Here is a 19,657-nt window from a genome sequence, read left to right on the forward strand (position 1 = left end):
CGAAAATCCTGAGGCTAAAGTTGAGCTTCCATGGCCACCGGTAAACTTGTGAGAATGACATGCGGAAGAAAGCGGCGTGAAGGTTTCACGCTGCTCGAACTGCTTGTTGTCGTCGGTATCCTGGCAACGCTCGTTGCTCTCGCTTTGCCGTATTACCAGGATTACATCAACCAGTCCCGCATCACCGCCGCCCAGGCCGATTTGACGAGTTATGCAAAAGCCTTGTCTTTGTATGAACAAACTGAAACTACCTACACATCTGACAATTTTTTGCCGTTGATTGGTAAATATATTCAAGATTTTAGAACGTATTCTGGGCAGGTTAAGCCGAAAGATCCATGGGGCAATGATTATTTGATCGATAAGGTAAATGGTTCTGTCGTTTGCACGGGGATCGATGGTACAGATCAGACGACGAAGAATGCAGTCCCAGCATCGCCTAATCCGCGTATGCCTCAAGGTGATGACAGTTGCATTACTTACAAGCCTCCGTTCTTCATTTCTTCGGCCAAGGCTATCAATTCAACAATGGTTGAAGTTGTATTCTCACGGCGTGTTGCATCAGCAACTGCGGCAGTTATGAATGCTGCATTTACCGTGACTGGACGTACTACCCTCAATGTTCAGAAAGTATCTGAGACAATATTCCGTGTGACTCTTACAGCCGCGATGGCCAAGGGAACAAATACCGTTAATGTTGCCGATACTATTACAGATGTAAACCTGAAACCTATTGCAGGAGCAACTGCTGACGCAAATCCTGAAACAGGTTGGGTTGGAAAATTTGATTTTACATATTAGTCTCCATATCTGATGTGTTACCGGGAAACATTCGTTTTCTTGCCGCCAGGATATCGTTTGAGTCGTGGCGGTTTTTCGCTTGTGGAACTTATTGTGGCGACAAGCATTATCATCATTCTTTCGCTTGTTGCCGTTTCGATCGGGGACCTGATCAACCAGCGTGACAGGGAAGTGCGGCTTCGGCAGACCCTGCTGGATATGAGAAGCGCGATCGACCGGTACCGGACGTTCAATAACGGCGCCCTTCCGGCGAATCTCGGCGTTCTTCTCACCGCGACGGATACCGAAGGATTTCCATACCTGCGCCGGTTTCCCGACAACCCCGTATCGCCGACGTCACCTCCGAAACCCTACTGGCAGATTGCCACGATCACTTACGCCATGGCCACCCAGACGAAATGGTATCCCTGGAGCGGCGTTCCGCCATATACGATCGCAACCGATACAACCGTCACGGGCGGTGGCGGCATCGCCGACATCAGGTGCTCCGAGGGCATCGGCACCGGCCTCAACGGCTACCCCTACGAAGCCTGGTGAAACACGGTTCACCACCATGATGTAGGGGCGGGTCTCAGACCCGCCCCTATGGATGCACATATATGTATGCCTTCATTATGTGCCTTTGTGCCTTGGTGGTGAACTGTTCTCTGTGCCTCGGTGTCTCTGTGGTTCGTTGTCTACAGGGGCAGTTTGATCGAGGTCGTGACGAGGGCTTTGCCTTCCTGGGAGTCGATGAGGGCTTCCCGGATACCGGCGCGGGCGGCTTCGGCGAGGATCTGGCGGGCCAGGATGCCCGATTCGCCCTGGAGAACCTTCGCAGCGGCTTGGCGGCTCTCGATCGAGGCCTGGTCGTAGAGCATGGTCTTGAGCGTCTCGAACCCGTCGAACCGGCCGGCCCGCCAGCGCAGAAGCGCGGCCATCGCGCGCTCCTTCGGCTGCGTGATGCGGTCGACGTTCTTGATCAGCTCGTCGAGCTGGGCCGTGAAAAAATCGGCGTGCTTCAGCATGATGGTGAGCGCGGAAATCCGCAGGTCGGGCTCGTGACGCTGGACGGCGCCGATGATCCAGGGGAGGAAGCCCTCCCAGCCGGCCGACTGGGAGACGATGTTCAGCGTCCGCCGCACGATCGGCTCGGGAGCGGCCTGCACGGGGAGATACCGCTCCGCGAGCGGGATCACCTTGTCGGGCGGGATGGAGGCCATGATCTCCGAAAGTCCGTTCGCGACCTCCTCGTCGGGCGTCGTGAAATACGTGTTCGTGATCGTCCGGATGCCGGTCGAGTCGCCAAGCTGGGCGAGCACGCGGGCGGCGACGGCGATGACGCGCGCCTCGGTGTCGGAGAGCATCGTGCAGAGATGGGCGACTTTTCGCGACAGGGGCAGGTTCCCGATGAGGTCGGCCGTGGCGGCCCGAATCTTGACATCAGGCGAGGCGATGCGACGCAGGATGAGATTCTCGATGTCGGCTTCGGTGATCAGCGGCGCGAGCGCCTTGATCGCCTCGTTCTGGACACGGGTTGACGAGTCGTGCAGACGCGGCTCGAGATGCTTCCGAAGATCGGGCGGGGCGAGCATGGCGAGGCCCCGGACCGTGTTGGCCCGGACCCGGTCGTCCTTGTGCCTGAGATACGGCGTGATCAGCTCGGCTTCCAACCTGAACCGGCCGACCGCGACGACCGCCGTCGCGATGACGTGGGGGTGCGTGTCCGGCTGGTCCGAGGTGAAGATGCCCCGGATTGCCGTCGCGGCCGTGGGGCCCATCGACGGATCGAGGCGCATCACGACCTCTCTCCGGATGATGTGGTCGGGATTCTTCAGCAGCTCGACGATCGTCGCGATGCAGGCCTTGGGGTGGTGCGCCACCGCGAGTTTGAGGGCTTTGCGGACGGTTCCGGTGTCGGCGGAGCGCAGGGCGAGCATGAGCGGCTCGGGATCGTTGGGGTAGAGTTCCAACCATTGCTTCAGGGCGTAATCCGCGAGCTTTGTGTTGTTCGCGGCAAGAAGCTGGTTGATTTCCGAGATCTGCATGTTCAGCGGCGCGCGATGAGCTTTGCCATCCCGAAAATCGGAAGATAGAGGGAAATGACTATGCCGCCGATGATGACGCCCAGAAAGACGATCAACATCGGCTCTATCAGCGAAGCGAGCGTCTCGACGTTCGAGTGGAACTCGTCTTCGTAATACTCGGCGACGTGCTCGAGCATCTCGGGCAGGTTGCCGGTCTTCTCGCCGACCATGACCATGCGGTTGAGAAGGTCGGGCAGCCACGGTTCGTGCGCATAGAAGCTCTCGCTCATCGAGGTGCCGCCCCGGATTGCCTCGGCGGCCTTCTCGACGGCATCACGCACCGGGGCCCGATCGATCGCGGGGGTGATGATCGTGAGCGACGAACTGACGGTGATGCCGCTGTGGATAAGGATCGCGAAGCTCTTGGCGAAGCCGGCGATCTCGTAGGTGTGGAACATCGGCCCGAAGAGCGGCAGCGACAGGAGGAATCTGTCCCAGGCGCGGCGGCCGGACGGCGTGCGGATCAGGGCCATGAAGCCGAACACGAGGAGCGCGAACAGAGCTGCCATCGGCAGCGCGTGGCGCGTCAAAACGTCGCTGATCGAGATCGTCATCTTCGTGATCCAGGGAAGATCGCTTCCGAAGCGCGAGTAGATGTCCTTGAAGCGGGGGACGATGTAGGTCAGGATGGCCCAGGTGACCAGCATCGACAGCGCCAGCACGAGCAGTGGGTAGGTGAGGGCCTTCTTGATCATTCGGCGCAGCTCGATCTGCTTTTCGATCAGCGAGGTGAGCCTGAACAGCACCTTGGGCAGCTCGCCCGACTCCTCGCCGACCTGGATCATGTGCAGGTAGGTCGGCTCGAACACGTGCGGATGCGCCTTGAATGCGGCTGCCAACCCCGAGCCGCTTTTCACGTCGTCGACGATCGCCTTCAGCACGACGGTCATGGCCGGGTGCGTCGAGCGCTGGGCAAGCATGTCGAGGGTTTCGAGAATCGCCACGCCGGCCTTCGCGAGCGTTGCGAACAACTTCGTGAAGTGATACAGCTCACCGAGCGGCACCTTGGGTTTGCCGAAACCGAACGAAAACCCTTCGGGGGCTTCGGCGATCTTCTCGGGAATGCCGCCCTGCATGCGGATCATCTCCGAGGCTTCGGCCGGGGTCTGCGCCGAGAGGTCCCGGGTTTCGGTCTCGCCGTTGATGGTGCGGTACGTGACGCGGAATTTCTTCATGGCTCGTATTCTACCTCGGGCGTCCCGTCGATGTCAGCCCCGCTGCCCCAGCCGTCGGCGACGCCGTTCCGGATGCCGTGCCTTCCATTGGGAACCAGCGGATTTCCATCTGGGTGCGGTCGGGTTTCTTCCTGAGCATATCGACGATTTCATCGACCTTGCTGGACTGGGACGCGTTCAGCGGGATGTTCCGGCTCTTGCCGTCCGGTGCTTCGAGATCGATCGATCGCGAAGCGACCTGCTTCATCAGGAAATCGGTCGACGGAAGTCCGGCGCCGCTCTCGATCATGAAGGCCCGCGAATCGACCCGCACGAGAGCGAATTTCCGCGCTCCTCGGGTGATGCTCCCGAGATACACGATCTTCGCCGGCTGAGAGGCCGGCTGGGCGATCGGCTCGGTGCCCGTCGGGAGCGGCGGCGGGACGACAACCTCGGACCCTGGCCAATGGAAAAGGTCACGGGTGGTCGAGGCGAACGACTCGTGGAGGATGACGCGCGTGATCGGGAGCGGAATCGTCGCCAGTCGCGTTTCCATATCTGTCAGTGTATTTGATATCCCGGCGAGAAGCTGGCCGATGGGCTGGGTCGGATCGGGGGTGAACGGCTGCCCGGGAGAGGCGGCCGGGGGGGCGACGGGTGAGGGGAAAGCAGCGCCGGGAGGGGCTGCAGCCGCGGCTGGTGGGGGTGACGACGTTCCCGGGCGAGGTGCGGGAGTCGCCGGCGCCGGCGCTGCCGGGGCGGGGCTGGTGGGCGCCGTTCCGGCCGCCCGGGCGCCTGGCGCGGCGGTGACGGCGACCGGTGCGACGGCGGGTTTCGCGCGGCGGGAATACGTGATGAAATTGAGCATCAGCAGGATGGCGAAAATGGCGAGACCGATCAACGCGCGTTTGTTCTTTTCCAACCACTCGCTATTCACGGCGGAACCTCACCTTACAGGCCGCCTTGAAGGCGATGCATCTGCGATCGTTGTTGAACGACTGGAACTCGAGGCGTTCGATGAAGATCCCGGCAGGGTGCATCTCGAGCGCATACATCAGGGCCCGCAGGCCGGCGTAGGTGCACTCGAATCGCGCCTCGAAGGGGAGGGTGGTGAACTCTCCGTCGTCGATACGGGTCTGGTATGAAAGGCCCAGCACGGTGACGCCGGGATGCGCGAGCGCCTTCTGGAGGTCTTCGACGAACTCGGGCATCGTCTTGTCGCTTCGCGGGGTGAAGCTGGCGTTTTGCAGCAGGGTTTCGATCCGCGCCATTTCGGCGGCGAACTGCTGGCTCCGGCTCTGGAGATTGCTGATGAGCGCGAAACCCTCGGATTCGAGCGTCTGCGGGTTCGGGAGCCTGGCCATGATGGCGCGCGCCTGGCTGTACTCGGTCCGCAGCTTCGGGAACCACAGAACTCCGATGAGGAACAGCAGCGTGATGCCCGCGCATGACGAGACGAGCAGCAGAACGGCGCGATCTCCGCGTTTCATGCTCAGTCGCCTTCCCTGAACTGGAACACGACCTCGACGATCGTGGAGGCGCGGCCCTGGGTCGTTACGTCGCCCTTGGGGGTGAAGCTGAGACCTTCGATGCCGCGCATGGTCGAAAGGTTCATGTAGAGCATGTTGACGGCATCGGCGTTCTCGACGGCGACCGTCATCTTGAAATGGTTGTCGCCGGCGTTGAAGGTCGCGTCGCCCGTCAGGGCGTTTTCGATCTTCACGATGATCGCCTCGGATGGCAAAGCATCTTCGAGAAGGGCGAACAGGCGCGTCCAGCTCACCTGGCGGCCGATCATCATCTCGTTGTGCCGGGTGAGCCGCATCTCGAGATCGTCAAGCTGCGCGGAAGAGGGGAGCGCAGCCGCCGCCTGGCTCGCGAACTCGGTTTGCCGCTTCCTGAGCGCGTCGGCCTGCCGGGTATACTCGCGCTGGGCGCTGGATGCTGAGCTGCTGAGCCACCAGGCGACGACGACGAACGCGACCGTCGCGACGAGAAACGCGATGGGGGCTCGCCTGCCGACGTGGATCTGGCGGGAGTCGCGCTGAAGGAACTCGAACGCGGTGGTCATGTCGCTGCCATCCGATCGAGCCGGTCGAGCTTCCAGGGCTGGAGCATCAGGTGACCGAGCAGCGGAATGAAGCCCTGGGCGCCGCCTCTCACGTCGATGCCGGCGAACGCCGACGTCAGGCGGCTTCCGAGAACGGATTCGAAACGGGTGACCGAGAGGCCGAGGTTGTCGGCGACGAGCCGGTCGAAGTTGCGCCAGAGAGCGCCGCCGCCCGAGAGGACGATCTGCCGGTAGGTGGTGTCGGCGGGCACCTCCGCCGCGTGGAGCTGGAGGATGCCGTACAGCTTGTGAAGCCAGGTGGAGAACGTCGATTCGAGGGCCTTGTAGGCGGGAATCTCGGTCTGCGCCTCCTGCGTCGGGTCGTCGAGCAGGATCAGCTCCTTCATGATCGCCGCCTCGGCGTCGTCGGGCGTCATCTCGCTGTATTTCGACAGGGCGTTCACGGCGTCCTTCACGCCCACATTGATCAGCTGGATGCGCTTCAATCCGGCGCTGCCGGCGATGCCGATCGTCGTTGCCTCGTTGCCGAGATGCATCAGGGCGAGCGGGTTGGGGGAGGGGTTCTGGTCGATCTGTTTCCAGAGCGCCGTGGTGCCGATGAACGACGGCTGGATCGACATGAGCTGGATTCCGATTCCCTGGAACAGCTGCTCGAGCTCGGCGATCACCCCCTTGGACAGGGCGCAGAAGGGGATCAGGCTGCGGTTGCCGTGTTGCATGCCGACCTCGAACCGCAGGAAATACTCGCGGAGGGGCATGGGGGCCGTGTTTTGCACTTCGCGCTCGAGGGCGGCGATCGGATTCGCCTTGATGATGACGGTCGACAGGTTGAGCGTGCCGATGTGGAACGCCTGGTCGGGCAGGATCAGGGTCGCGTATGTTTCGCGTGGAACGATGCCGTCATACAGAGATTTTATAGCTGTAACGATACTTGCCTCGCTGAAGAGACATGTCGTCAGGTAGCTCGTGAAAATAATGCCCCGGGGCGCGGGAACGGCGGCCGCCGTCTTGATCTTCCACGTCCCGTCCTCCCAGGTGCCGCGCAGCAGCCTGAACCACCGGGTGCCCAGCTCGATCAGGTCTGGCTGAACCCGGGACAGGAGCCACTCGGTGATGGTTCGGGTCAGTGACACGGGCCGACGACGCGCTCCAGTTCGTTGAAGTCGATGACGCCGTCGTTGATGAGCAGCATGCCCGACTGGCGAAGGGTGCGGAGGATGGTCTGCTTGATCACGGGAAGGCCGTCGCTGAGCTTGCCTTCCTGGACGTGGTCGCGGATCTCGTCGGTGATCGGCAGGAACTCGAACATGCCGACGCGGCCCTGGTAGCCCGTTCCCATGCACCGCTTGCAGCCCTTCGCCTCGTAGATCTGGGCGGGCCGGCTGCCGGCCGGGAACAGCTTCAGCTCCTCCGGGGTGGGCTCGCGGGGCACGCGGCAGGCGGCGCAGAGGCGGCGCACCAGGCGCTGGGCGAGGACCAGGTTGAGCGAGGCCATCAGCAGGAAAAAGTCGACGCCGATGTTGTTGAGGCGCCGCAGGGTCTCGATCGACGAGTTCGCGTGGATCGTGGACAGGACGAGGTGGCCGGTGAGGCTGGCCTGGACGGCGATTTCGGCGGTTTCGAGGTCGCGGATTTCGCCGACCATGATGATGTCCGGGTCGAGGCGCAGGACGGTGCGCAGACCGCGGGCGAAGGTCAGCGACCGCTCGGGGTCGTTCCGATTGATCCGGACCTGGATCTGCTGGACCTGCTCGATACGGCGTTCGACCGGGTCTTCGATGGTGATCATCTTGAGGGCCGGGTTGGCCATCGTTTCGAGGATGGCGTAGAGCGTCGTCGATTTACCGCTTCCGGTGGGGCCGGAGACGAGCATCATGCCGTGCGGATACTTGATGGCGCGCTTGATGACCTCGGTCTCGTCAGGCCTGAGGCCCATGCCCTCGAGGGTGATGACCTGGTGCTCCTGGCCCGAGAGCAGGCGCAGGGTGAGGTTCTGGCCGTAGAGGCCGGGCATCGAGGCGATACGAAACTCGACCGTGCGGCCCTCGTAGGTGACCTTGAAGCTGCCGTCCTGCGGCAGGATGCGCTCGGTGATGTCGAGGCCGGCGAGGACCATGATGCGCGAGACGAACGAGTTGGCCGCCTGGCCGGTCAGCTCGAGGCGCGTTTGGAGAACGCCGTCGAGGCGGAACCGCACGCGCGTGCCCTTCTCGAGCGTCTCGACGTGGATGTCGCTGGCGCCCTGGCGCACGCCGAGAATGAGGGTCTTGTTGACGAGCTGAATGACGGCGGGGGCGTCTGAGCCGCCGCTGATCTCGACCGGGGCGGCCTGTTGTTGCCTCCCCGCGACCGGCTTTTCCTCCGCGGTCGCGGAGGAAATATCGAGCGAAACGGCCAGATCGCTCAGGCCGCTCGCCATGTCCTCGTTTTCGGCGATCGCCAGCAGGCTGTCGATATGTTTCTTGATGGGGCCGGGCGGCGCGACGACGAACTTCGGCCGCATGCCCATGGCGCTCAGCAGCCCCTCGACGGCGCCGGTGCCGGCCGGGTTGGCCGTGGCGACCGTCAGAATGCCCTCCTGGAGCTTCAGCGGCAGAAGGTTTTCGCGTTGGCAGATCGGCAGAATCGACGCAGGCACCGAATCGGGCGGCTGCCACGTCGCCAGATTGTCGAAAGGCAGCCCGGCCGCGTCGGCGAGAGCCGCGTAGATGTCGTTGTCCGGTATGGCTTTTTCGCGGCTCAGAATTTTTTCGAGAGGAAGCCGCTCTTTTTCGGCCAGCTTGACGAACTCGGCAAGCGCCTCGGCCGGAAGGCTTTTCCGTTCTTCGAGGACGGCCTGGAGCGTCCGGCGGAACAGGGTCGTCGTGATGAATTTTGCCATACTCTCATTCCTTGAAGCTTATTTCATGGATCGACACGTATTCTATCGTCAAAGAGGGGCACTTCGTGCACTCTCAGAAAATACCCCCGTTGTGCCGAAGATACTCTGGGAACTCGACGAATGATCAACCGACAATCTCAATCGATCCTGACGGCGGCGAGAACGCTGATTGCGGCTCTTGCGGCGTGCGCCGTCATCTTCGTTTTCCAGGGCGGAACCGGCATTTCGGCTGTCTCTGCGAGCAACTTCAAACGCCTCGATTTTGCCCCGCCCCAGAAGCGGAATGATGGAAACGCTGTTCCCGGCCGCTTCTTTCTCGCGTTCGACGGCACCGTGTCGAGCCGGCTTCGCCGCGAGGTCGGTCTGCCGCTCGCCTACATCGACATTCTCGGCGGCCGGATTGCGATGAGCCCGCTGGTGATGCCCTTCGCCGATGGGCCGGCCCGCCTCGTGCGGTTGACGCAGCTCGCGAACGATCCGCCCGTCGTCCGGGCCACCTTCTTCCTGCGGGAACTGGCAACGCCGCACATCCGCGCGCTCGGAGACACCCTCGAGATCAGCTTCCATGCGGGGGCGTCGGGGGTGGCGACGGATGCCGTGATCGTTTCGACGAAGCAGCACGCCCCGCAGCCGTATTCCCTGCTCGAGCCCGGCGCCAGCATGGCGTCCGAAGCCGCCTCGATGCGCCAGCCCGGTTCCGAACGGTGGGCAGGCCAGACGGCGAGAGATACCGTCGTGACGCCGATCGACCTGAACCTCAAGGGCGTCCAGGCCTCGCACCTGCTGAAGGAACTGGCCAAGCAGGCCGGGATGAACGTGCATTTCCGCGACGCATTCGATTCGTATATCGACGTGCAGGCCGTGGCCTCGAGCCCGGTCGAGGCGATGACGACCGTCGTGGCCAAGCTCGGCGGAACTCTGTCGATCGAGGACGGCGAGATCTGGATTTCGCTGGTAGGAAACCCCTTGCTGGCATTTTCCGATACCGATCTCGTCGAGGGCGCCGACCTGCGCGGCCTCGCGCTGGGCGACGTGCTGAGAGCCCTCGGCCAGATCGGCGAGCTGAACATCGTGCTCGACAAGTCGCTCGGGGCCCTCAAGGATCAGCCCGTCGACGCGCTCCTCCAGCGGATGACGTATCGACGCGCATTCGAAACGCTCCTGAGGCTGAACGAGCTGACGGTGCGGGAGATCGACGGTCACACACTGCTCGTCCAGACGCTGGCCGCCTCGCGCCTCGCGGCGGGCAACGCCGTGCGGGTGCTCCCGCTGAAATACAGCATCGAGAAGGTCAAGAACCTGCTCGAAAAGTCTTTCACGCCCGCGCTGCTCGAACGGGTGAAACTGGAGGAAGACCTTGGAAACCTCGTTGTCATCGGCGACCGCGAGGCCGTCGAGCAGGTGCATGGCTTCGTCGAGGCGCTCGAAGGGAAGATCGCGCGCGCCGGCGAGAGTGTCAAACGCATGCTGTATCGCCCGGTCAATACGAAACCCGAAGACCTGATAAAACTCGCAACCGATTCCCTCGGGGAAAAAGCCACGCCCAAGATGCAGAAAGATGACCGGACCGACACGATCGTGGTCTCGGGCTCGTCCGACGCGGTCGACCGCGCCCTCGCGCTGATGAAGAATCTCGACCGCCCCCGCACGCGCCAGGCGATCATCCAGGTGCGCCTGCTGGAATTGAAGCGGCAGGACCTCTCGACGCTCGGGCTGAAGGTGCAGGCCACCTCGATCGCCGCCGCCGACATCTCTCGGCCGCCGACGAGCGTCACCCTGCCCGCCGATTTCTCGTTCGACAACACCCTCGTGAACGCCAAGACTCTGGCGAATCCGACGCTCCGGTGCATGGACAAGGAAGAGGCGACGATCGATATCTCCGAGCAGATTCCCGTGAAGAACACATCCACGGAATACCTGCCGCTCGCCTCGACGACGCTCGCCGCGCGCACCTCAGACAACTGGTCGACCTACGACATTGGTATAAAGCTCACGATTAAACCGCACATCCATATCGACAACGAGGTGACGATGGACGTCAACGCCGACTTCACCGAACTGGTGAAGCTCGTCGAGGGGCATCCGTGGACCGCGAAGCGGAATGTGAAGACCCGCATCCGCGTCAAGAGTAGCGAGACCGTCGTCATCGGCGGCCTGATTCGGCGGAAAAACGGCACGACTCGGAAACCGATACCGATCATCCACAAGATCCCCCTCCTGCGCAAGCTCGTGAAGCCGATCGAGTATCGCGACAACGAACAGGACGAGACGGAAATGGTGATCCTGTTGCGCCCTCACGTCGTCGGGAGCGAGGCCGAGAAGGGAAGCAACCCGACGCTGCTGCCAACCCTCGTCGACGCCGGGAAACACCCGGAGCCCGACGCACGGTTCGCGGATGCGGCGGATGATCCGTTCGCGGCAGCCACGGTTGGAGCGGCGACATGGCAAAGGTGAACAGGCATGTCAGCCGGCTTCGGCCCCTGATGTTCTTGGGGCTTTTCTTCGTCGCCGCCATCGCCGGCTTCTTCGGGGAAAACCGGGCGCTCGAGTCGGCCAGCAGCGTGACGCGGATCGACGTGGTGCGGGAGTGGGCGCGCGTTCTCAAAATCCTCCGCCCCCTCCTGAACCAGGAAACGTTCTCTTCGTATCGCATGCCCCCGTTCTCGGATTATCCCGGAGAACAGGATGAAATGGTCGTCGCCGTTCTCGGCGCCGGGCTGATGCAGGGGTTTGCCGACGGGCGCTTCCAGCCCGAACGCCGGATGAACCGCGGCGAGGGCGTGCTCGCCGCCGGCCGGCTCGAGGAGTTCATCCGGGCGAGCATGAGGAACATGCCGAAAAAGCGCGAGCGGCGTCCAGCGTTCGCCGACATCGTCGACGGCCACTGGCTGTTCGACGCGCTGAGCCGCCTCGGCGGCATCGGCGCTCTCTCGTCGTTCGGCGAAGACCGGTTCTCGCCCGACCAGCCGCTGACGGGAACGGAACTTCGTTCTATAGGTAATAGTATAATTGATTACTACGGCCAGGACGTCGCCGTCATCGAGTCGTTGCCCGAAGGGCTCGGGGTCTCCCTGAAACCCGCGATCGGCGAACTCTCGATGCGCGACTTCCGGTACTGCTGGGCCGGCGGCGTCTGGCGCATGATGCCGGAGTCCGGCGTCATTCCGTGGGAAGAACGCAAATCGGGCGGCCTCCTTCATATCGCCGCGGCCGAATGGTCGGTGACGCCGACCGACGTCGTTCCGCTGAAGGGGCATGTCTGGTTCGCGGCCGTCCGGCGCAATACCGGCGAAGTCATCCGTGAGCGGCGCGGTGTGGGAAAGGATGATGCACCGTCCGCTCCCGCCTTGCATCTGAACGAAACCGACGAGCATACCCGCAAGCGGCTCGAAGCGCATCTGAACGCGCTCTATGCGAAACTTCACGGAGGCGCCTCCGCATCGCGGGACGTTCCCGGAAACCGCCCCCCGGCCCCCCTCGTTCCCGAGGCCGAAGCTGCCTGCGCCCCTGAGGTGCTCGCCCTGAACGGGATGCCCGCAGGCGTGATGCAGCCCGTCGAACAGACATCGATGCCCGCACCGGAACCGCCGATTCCCGTCAGGCAGGTACCGGGCCCGGCGGCGGAACCTTCCGTCGGTGATCCCCGCATGTCGAAAGACCAGGCGGTGGTCGCTGAAAGGCCCGCTCCGACGGCAGAACCTGATGTCATCCAGGTGACCGGTTGTCTCCTCGACAGCCTGAACCGCCGGCCGATCGGGGGCGCGACCGTCCTGATCGGCACGAAGGATTTCACGACGGAGAAGGACGGCACCTTCCGGTTCCGAATCCGGAAAGACGCCCTGATCGAAGTAACGGCGTATGCCGAAGGATACGAGGCCCTGACGCTGAAATACCGGGCCGGGTTCCGGAAGGCGCCGCTCGTTCTCCAGCTCCGGCCCGTCCTCATCTCGTTCGTGGGCCGCATCGTGGATGCCGAAACCGGCGACCCCGTGTCCGGAGCAAGAGTGAAACTCGGCGCCCAGAGCGTCATCTCGAGCTCCACGGGCGAGTTCCGGATTCCGAAGGTCGCCGCGACCTACCACCAGATCGCCTGCTCGGCGCCGGGCTACATGGACACCTTTGAGATCGCCTACGTCGACCCCGACGGAAAGTCCTACGACATCAAGATGCGCCCACTCGTGGCGACCGCTGCCATGCCCGATGAGCCGCAGAACGCCGACGTCCTCTACGCCGAACCTCCCGACGCAATGGTGATCCCGGAAGAGTGACCCTCTCCCGCCCTGCGATCAATCCGGCTTTGATCGTCGCGCCACGACGATATGACACCAAAATCGTATGATATATATAGCTGTTTGAATTCGCAAATGCGTCTGTAGGGGCGGGTTTGAAACCCGCCCCTACACCCACCCTGGGGGAATCGTGATGGGTGATGGTTCTCAAGCCGGGAACATCAGGGCTGGACGCTCACCCGGGGCGTGAGACCGGCTTTTGCCGTATCCATGCTTCGGGATTTGGGACCGGGCCTGACGATGTGCGGCGTGATGAAGATGATCAGCTCGGTCCGCGTTTCCTTTGTCGTCTTTTTCTGGAACAACTTGCCGACGCCGGGAAGATCACCGAGGAACGGCACTTTCGAGATCGAGTCGCTCTTGTCCGTCTTGATCATGCCGCCGATGACGATCGTGTGGTTGTTCCGCACGATGACCTGGGTCTGGGCCGTGCGGTTGCTCAAATTCGGGGTCGAGTTGCCGCCCAGCGTCGTGAAGCCGAGCACGCTGCTGATCGTCGGGTTGATGTCGAGGAACACCTCGTCGTTTCCCGTGACCGACGGCGTCACCTGGAGCGAGATGTTTGCGTTCGCCTGGGAGACGGTGTTCGTCACCTGGCCCGTCTGGGCGTTCACCTGTGAGGCCGAGATGTAGGGAATCGCCTGACCGACCGTGATGTTGGCCTGGCGGTTGTTGAGCGTCGTGATGACCGGGTTGCTCAGTACTTTCGCGAACGAATGGGTCTTGAGCATCGCGAGCAGGGCGCGGAACTGGTTCACCGACAGGCTGCCGAACCTGAAGACGCCGGTTCCGCCCGCCGTCGACTCTTCGGGGGAGATCGACATGTCGAACACCGACTCGCTGGTTCCCGCGATCGGAATCTGTTTCTGCCAGTTGATCCCGAGGCGTTCTTCCTCGTTCAGGTCGATTTCATATATTTGCGCATCTATAGTAACCTGCAGCGGCGCGATGTCGAGCTTTTCGATGATTTCGCGGATGCGCTCGAGGTTGTTGGGCGTGTCCGTGATGATCATCATGTCCTGCCGGCCGGTGGCCGTGCCGCCGCCGGCCGCGCCCGCCTGGGAAGCCTGGCTCGAACTGAAGGACTGGATCACGGCTTCCTTCGCGATCGTCTGGATCGGCTGCTGGAGAACCGAAGCGTCGACGTAATCGAGATAGAACACCTCGGTGATCGGACGAGCGGTTACCTCGACCTCGGCTTCCCGGACATCGAGTTGGGGAAGGAGCGAATGGATCTTTTCCAGCACCGTCGAGGTGTCGGTGATGATCAGGGCGTTGGTGCGGAGATCGACCTCGGATTTTCCCTTTTCGCTGAGGAGCACCTTGTCGACGCGTTCCTTGACGGAGCTGGCCGTCGTGTTTCGGATGTTGAAGATCCGGGTGACGAGCGGGGCATTCTCGGATTTGAAGATGCGAAGAATCGTGCCGTCCCAGGAAAAGGCGAGGTTGAAGCTGCGGATGAGCGTGTTGAACGCTTCTTCGATGCTGACGTCGCTGAAGAGCACCGTCACCTCGCCGGCGATATCGTTGGCCAGCATCAGATTCAGGTTGATCAGCGAGGCGAGGGAGCGCAGGGCGTCCTTCACGTCCGTTTGCCGGAAGTCGAGAGACCTGATTGACATGTTCATCTCGTCGGGCAGTTCGAGGACGTTGCCTGGACCGGAGGTTGTCGTCGAGCCCGACGTGGCAGGCTGGAGAAGACCCTGCGACGGTGCGCCCGTGATGGGAGCGACCGGGGAGGGGGCGGGAGATGTCGTGCCTGCCTGGGGCAGGCCGCCGGATGCGGGCGGGGCGGCGGACGCCTGATACAACGGAAATGCCGGCTCGACGGGAGCGTCGGGAATCAGGGAGAGTGCGGCGGGCTCGATGCGGTCCGAATAGTTTTGGCTATAGATCTTCGCGCCGTTGCCCATGTCGGTCCAGCCGAGGCTGCGTGATGGCGGCCGGATCGGAACGGCCGTCGACGGTTGCCTGACCGTCGGCAGGAAGGGCGAGGGCATCGGGTTGGAGCTGCCGTTCGCGGAAGGAGGTTTGATCGCCGGCGTGCGCGTCGATGCCTGCGGCAGGGGCTGCCACGCCTGGTTCTGACGTGGGGCGCGGCGCCGGGAGCCCGCCTCGGCGACCGGATGGAACGAGCCTTCCAGCAACAGGGCGGCGACCAGCGCGGCAAACGCGATTTTCCGGCATCTGAGCAGGATCAAGATGAGTCTCCTCCACCTTCAGATATCGGCACGCCGCCACCTTTTCGACAGAGGGGAGATCTTCGGCAAGGAATCGCAAATGTAAAATCACTCGCTATATAACCGTCGGGACGGTTCCCGGGCCTCCCGGAGAGCATCATATTGAGTCCTGCATATCAAAAATCAGCTTCGTGTCTCCGTTCGTGCTGAACTTGTCGAAGCACGAACAGCCACTTGCCGATGATTCCTCATTTCGCCCTTCGACAGGCTCAGGGCGAACGGGGGGCTTTCATTCTGCAGGAATCAATAAAACGCACGGGGGAGGGTCTGAAGCCAGCCCTGCCCGCACCATCTGCGGAATGTGTACGTGATCCGATCAGGCCGACGGCTTCGAAAGCTGGGTGTGCGCTTCCTTCACCAGTTCGTTGCCGTTGACGTCCTTGATGACGAAGGACACGGTTGCCCGCAGGGGGGCGATGTCGGACGGCGAGTTCAGCATGAGCGAAGCGGCCTGAACCGTATACACCTCGACCGCGGCGGTGGTCTCGACCGGGGTTTCCCCTCCGGGAGGAAGATACAGGTCGAAGGGCATGTCCAGAACGGAAAGCTCCGGAAGCGGCTCTCCAATCCTCGTTTCATACAGGACCGAGTAGCTGATGATACGCGACGGAACGCCCGTTTCGACGCTGAACCTGACGGAAAGCGGGTCGGCGGTGAGACTGATCGAGCCGCTCGCGTCCGTGGTGACGGTTGCGGTGATCGGGTTCGGCGTCACGCTCGTCATGGTTATCAGGACGGCCGGATACACGGTTTTCTCGATGCAGCCCGTGATCAGGATCAGGCTTGCGAGGGAAAACAAGAGAAGGAAGCGTCCGTGCCTTCGCGTCGAGCTCATGCTGTATCTATCGGCAGGGAACGCCGGTCACGAAAGGTTGTTACTGTCCCTTGCCCCTGGTGAATTCGTCGACCACCGAGAGGGTGTCGTCCTTGATCTGGATTTTTACCCCGAATTTTGGCATGAGATAGATTTTGTCTGCATCGTCGAGCGTGATGTGGGTTTTTTCGATCTTCCGGATCGTCTTCCCCATGTAGGTGTCGCCTGTGCGATAGACATTGCGGTCGATGATCGCGACGAGAGCGTTCTTCGTCTCGATTGTCCCCCCGAAGGTCGTGGTCATGATCTCGGTTGGTTTCGTTTTGCTGGTGCGTGTCGGGTTGGCCGCCATCTCGGCGGCGGCCGACGCCTGAGCCTGTTCGATCATTTTCGCGAAGGGGGAGGGTTCGAAGGGGTTGCGCTGCAGCTTCTCGAATCCCAGGATGACGGGGTCCTTCCGAAGTTCCGTCTCATCATTCGGGGGCCGGAGGTCGGCTGAATCGCTCGGAGTGGCGATGGTGGTCGACGTTGCCGTACCGTCCGGGGCCTCTGTATCCGGAGGGACTCCCGGTTTCGAGGTGCCTGAAGCGGATTCAGGGGATTGCTGCAGGTCGAGATCGTCGAGATTGACGGAGGCGGCCGGTCGTGGCGGCTTTTTCGGCGTCTGCTTCGGTCGGTTCTTGTAGAATTGGGTTCCCATCGCGATGGATAGGATCAGCAGACTCAGATAGAACAGCCGGATGCCCATGCGACTCAGCCTTCACCGGGCGCTGCCGCAGCAGGCGCTTTCTGTTGTTCGGGAAGCATTACGGCCGTGGGGCTGATATCGAATTTGAATGTTCCGCTTGCATCGGGAACGAGCGGGGGAAGGCTGATGGAAATGATCTTCTTGTGCGATTCGAGAATTCTGAGAAAAATGCCGAGCTGTTTGAGATCACCATTGAAGGAGATCTTCACGGGATACTCCTCGAAGGTGATCGTCTCGAAACTTCTGGTGACCGGCGGTTGGGGGTTGATGCTCTTCAACTCGAGGCCTGCCTGTTTCGCGATCCTGCGCAGGTCCTGGAGAAATTCGGGGGCCCTCATCTTGCCGTAGCACAACTCTTCTGCTTCGAGGCGGTCTTTCTTCAGATCGTTTACCTCGATCTTGATCTCCTCGATGTTCGCGACGGCCGATTCGAGTTCGCGAATCTGGTCCTGAATGCTCTTGCTCTTTTTCCGCTCTTTTTCGAGAAGGAGCTTCTGTGGGGAATACAGAAACTTCCAGCAGAGAAATATCACGGCGAGCAGGATGACGATGGGTTGTGCTGCGAGCTTCGGATCGTCTTTCGCCCTGAGGCACCACTCGTACAGTTTGATGTCTTCAGCCATGGTGTCTCAATTCCCTTCAGCCGCTTCCGGGGGCGGAATGACGATTTTTCCAGAGAGGGCGAACTTGATGAAATACTGTTTGTCGTCGATCGGCACTTCCTCCGTCGAATCGATGGCGGGGGACTTGAGGAACCGCGCGTTTTCGAAATACCGAATGTAATCGAACACGCGGTCGGACGAGTCGGTCTGGCCCGTAATTTTGAACGTGGGAGGATTGCCTTGCCGGGAGATGACCAGTTCCTGGATGAAGATCTGTTTCGGCGTGATGCTCGCGATTTCCAGAAGGATCTGCGAGTTCGGGAACCGGAGCTTCTGGATCTCGTCGGGAAACCCGATCTCCTTCGTCAGCCGTTCCTTTTCGGCGAGCAGTTCGGTGACCTCGTTTTGCGACGAGGTGAGCTCGCCCAGCTTGTTCTGAAGTTTCTGATACTCGGTTTTCACGTCGGAGACATCCTGCCGGATTTTTACGACCGGGATGAGAAGAAGCAGGAGATACAGAATGCCGCCCAGAGCCGCGATCAGCCTGATTTTTTTTTCGTCGAGTTCGAGATTGAGCCCGAATTTTTTTGCGATACCCGTCCCGAATTTCGAGCTGACCTTCGAAAGATCAAGCGTCTGGACATGCCGGTTCGGAAACAGGATGTCGGTGAAATTGATGATGGATGGTGAGCCGTCGTACATGGCAACTCCGACCGGCGCGGCGAACTGGGGGGCTTCCGCCTGGAGCCTGGCCGCGGAATATGCGACGCCGGCGGTCGAAAGCTCCTTGAACGGATTCGCCAGCTCGACGGGAATTTCGAGGCTTTCCTCGATGAATTCCCTGAAATTTTTCATCGCCGCCGAGCCGCCGGAGAGGATCGCCCGGTCGATGCCGCTCTCGCCGAGCTGAGAGATGTAAAAGCTGATCGAAAGTTGTATATGCTGAAATATCTTTTCGACGGTCGCGAAGATCTGCTTTGCCGCGAACTTCTCGACCCCTTTGAGATTCTGAAGCTCGTCGGGGGGCAGAATGCCGAGCTTGTGCTTCAGTTCGGTCGCCTCGTCGATGCTCTTGAACTCGATCTTCGCCCCGTCCTGCTCGCCGCCTGCGAAAATAGCTTCCGTTATCGTTTCGCCGCCCATGTTGATGTCGCGGTAGAAGTTCAGGATGCCGTTCTTGTAGATCATGACGGAGGTGGTCTTGTGCCCGCAGTGGATGACGGCGACCTTCGCTTCCCTGCCCGGGGGCGGCCGGAGCTGGGAGCCGAGGGAGAGCTCGAGGGCCTGGGGCAGGGTGAGGATGCCTTCGTTGCTCAAGCCGCCGCCCTTGAAATTGTCCGAGACGAGCTGGGCGACGTCTTTCTGGAGCGCGGCGACCATGACCTGCGCGAGCGCCTTCTCCTCCTTGACGATTTCGCCGATGTTCGAAAAACCGAGAACGGCGTTTTCCATCGAGAACGGCATCTGCTTCGCCGCCTCGGCCTTCACCGCACTCGCAAACGCGTTCTTCTCGGGAATCGGCGGAATCTCGAAATACCGGATCGTGACCGCACGCCCCGATGCCAGCGTGATCCCTCGCTTCGTCTGGATCTGGTTGTCGTACAGCAGCTCCGTGAGATGCTTCGTCAGGAATTTCTGCAGCTTGACCTGCGCGTCCTTCTCGATATCGTCCCGGCTCATCCGCTCTTTCTCTTCCGCCGTCAACAGATGCGTGAACGGCGGAATCGGCAGATGCGCCACCGCTTTCAGTTCCGGAGAACCGCTGCCGTCCCGCTCGATATAAACGAACTTGAGCGAGAAAGCCCCGATATCTATCGCTGCAAACGGATCAAAGGTGTTTTCTGCCATGTCATCGCCCGGGGAAAAAACCGCGGAATAATTCCCTGCGCCTGAAAGAGACGCAGGGAAAAGTATACCATATCTGAACGTCCAGCCCTGTATCCTCGAAATCTATGCAATCGAGCGAAATAAAAAAGGGCGCACCGAAATGC

At 61.4% G+C, this 19,657-nt stretch carries 16 protein-coding genes; 4 read left to right on the forward strand and 12 right to left on the reverse strand.

Features of this window, described 5'->3' with window-relative positions:
• Positions 1-30: 30 nt before the first annotated feature.
• Both PLU72_01280 and PLU72_01285 read left to right on the forward strand, forming a co-directional pair.
• Positions 31-801, forward strand: coding sequence for a prepilin-type N-terminal cleavage/methylation domain-containing protein (locus tag PLU72_01280; GenBank protein ID HOT26786.1), 771 nt, complete (start codon positions 31-33; stop codon positions 799-801).
• Between the two features lie 93 nt (positions 802-894).
• Positions 895-1,338 carry a hypothetical protein gene (locus PLU72_01285; protein HOT26787.1) on the forward strand — a complete coding sequence of 148 codons (444 nt, stop codon included), beginning with the start codon at positions 895-897 and terminating at the stop codon, positions 1,336-1,338.
• Positions 1,339-1,478: 140 nt separating this feature from the next.
• Here PLU72_01285 and PLU72_01290 read toward each other — a convergent pair whose 3' ends face one another.
• Genes PLU72_01290 through PLU72_01320 form a run of 7 tightly spaced genes read right to left on the reverse strand, consistent with a single transcriptional unit; the run spans position 1,479 to position 8,973 of the window.
• Positions 1,479-2,828 carry a HEAT repeat domain-containing protein gene (locus PLU72_01290; protein ID HOT26788.1) on the reverse strand — a complete coding sequence of 450 codons (1,350 nt, stop codon included), beginning with the start codon at positions 2,826-2,828 and terminating at the stop codon, positions 1,479-1,481.
• A gap of 2 nt (positions 2,829-2,830) precedes the next feature.
• Positions 2,831-4,042, reverse strand: a complete 1,212-nt coding sequence (locus PLU72_01295; protein ID HOT26789.1) for a type II secretion system F family protein — start codon at positions 4,040-4,042, stop codon at positions 2,831-2,833.
• A 10-nt stretch (positions 4,043-4,052) separates the two neighbouring features.
• Positions 4,053-4,958, reverse strand: coding sequence for a hypothetical protein (locus PLU72_01300; protein ID HOT26790.1), 906 nt, complete (start codon positions 4,956-4,958; stop codon positions 4,053-4,055).
• Positions 4,951-5,511, reverse strand: coding sequence for a GspMb/PilO family protein (locus PLU72_01305; protein ID HOT26791.1), 561 nt, complete (start codon positions 5,509-5,511; stop codon positions 4,951-4,953). The genes PLU72_01300 and PLU72_01305 overlap by 8 nt, the downstream gene beginning before the upstream one ends.
• 2 nt (positions 5,512-5,513) lie before the next feature.
• Positions 5,514-6,092 carry a hypothetical protein gene (locus PLU72_01310; protein ID HOT26792.1) on the reverse strand — a complete coding sequence of 193 codons (579 nt, stop codon included), beginning with the start codon at positions 6,090-6,092 and terminating at the stop codon, positions 5,514-5,516.
• Positions 6,089-7,225 (reverse strand): rod shape-determining protein, encoded by a 1,137-nt coding sequence (locus PLU72_01315; GenBank protein ID HOT26793.1) that lies wholly within the window; start codon positions 7,223-7,225, stop codon positions 6,089-6,091. The genes PLU72_01310 and PLU72_01315 overlap by 4 nt, the downstream gene beginning before the upstream one ends.
• Complete coding sequence (locus PLU72_01320) at positions 7,216-8,973, reverse strand: GspE/PulE family protein (GenBank protein ID HOT26794.1); 1,758 nt, start codon at positions 8,971-8,973, stop codon at positions 7,216-7,218. The genes PLU72_01315 and PLU72_01320 overlap by 10 nt, the downstream gene beginning before the upstream one ends.
• 120 nt (positions 8,974-9,093) lie before the next feature.
• Between PLU72_01320 and PLU72_01325 the strand changes: the two genes are divergently transcribed.
• Both PLU72_01325 and PLU72_01330 read left to right on the forward strand, forming a co-directional pair.
• Positions 9,094-11,427, forward strand: a complete 2,334-nt coding sequence (locus tag PLU72_01325; GenBank protein HOT26795.1) for a hypothetical protein — start codon at positions 9,094-9,096, stop codon at positions 11,425-11,427.
• Positions 11,415-13,241, forward strand: coding sequence for a carboxypeptidase regulatory-like domain-containing protein (locus tag PLU72_01330; protein HOT26796.1), 1,827 nt, complete (start codon positions 11,415-11,417; stop codon positions 13,239-13,241). Before PLU72_01325 ends, PLU72_01330 begins: the two co-directional genes overlap by 13 nt.
• 182 nt (positions 13,242-13,423) lie before the next feature.
• Here the strand turns inward: PLU72_01330 and PLU72_01335 are convergent, their stop codons facing one another.
• The 5 genes from PLU72_01335 to pilM all read right to left on the reverse strand — a co-directional run bounded on the left by PLU72_01335 (position 13,424) and on the right by pilM (position 19,514).
• A complete protein-coding gene (locus PLU72_01335; GenBank protein HOT26797.1) occupies positions 13,424-15,463 on the reverse strand; it encodes a secretin N-terminal domain-containing protein in 2,040 nt (679 codons plus the stop codon).
• 355 nt (positions 15,464-15,818) lie between these two features.
• On the reverse strand, positions 15,819-16,337 hold the full coding sequence (locus PLU72_01340; GenBank protein ID HOT26798.1) for a hypothetical protein: 519 nt from the start codon (positions 16,335-16,337) through the stop codon (positions 15,819-15,821).
• Between the two features lie 40 nt (positions 16,338-16,377).
• Positions 16,378-17,064, reverse strand: a complete 687-nt coding sequence (locus PLU72_01345) for a hypothetical protein (protein HOT26799.1) — start codon at positions 17,062-17,064, stop codon at positions 16,378-16,380.
• Between the two features lie 5 nt (positions 17,065-17,069).
• Positions 17,070-17,687 carry a type 4a pilus biogenesis protein PilO gene (gene pilO, locus PLU72_01350; GenBank protein ID HOT26800.1) on the reverse strand — a complete coding sequence of 206 codons (618 nt, stop codon included), beginning with the start codon at positions 17,685-17,687 and terminating at the stop codon, positions 17,070-17,072.
• Between the two features lie 6 nt (positions 17,688-17,693).
• A complete protein-coding gene (pilM, locus tag PLU72_01355; GenBank protein HOT26801.1) occupies positions 17,694-19,514 on the reverse strand; it encodes a pilus assembly protein PilM in 1,821 nt (606 codons plus the stop codon).
• Positions 19,515-19,657: the final 143 nt, after the last annotated feature.

Source organism: Candidatus Ozemobacteraceae bacterium (assembly GCA_035373905.1).
In the GTDB taxonomy this organism is placed as follows: domain Bacteria; phylum Muiribacteriota; class Ozemobacteria; order Ozemobacterales; family Ozemobacteraceae; genus MWAR01.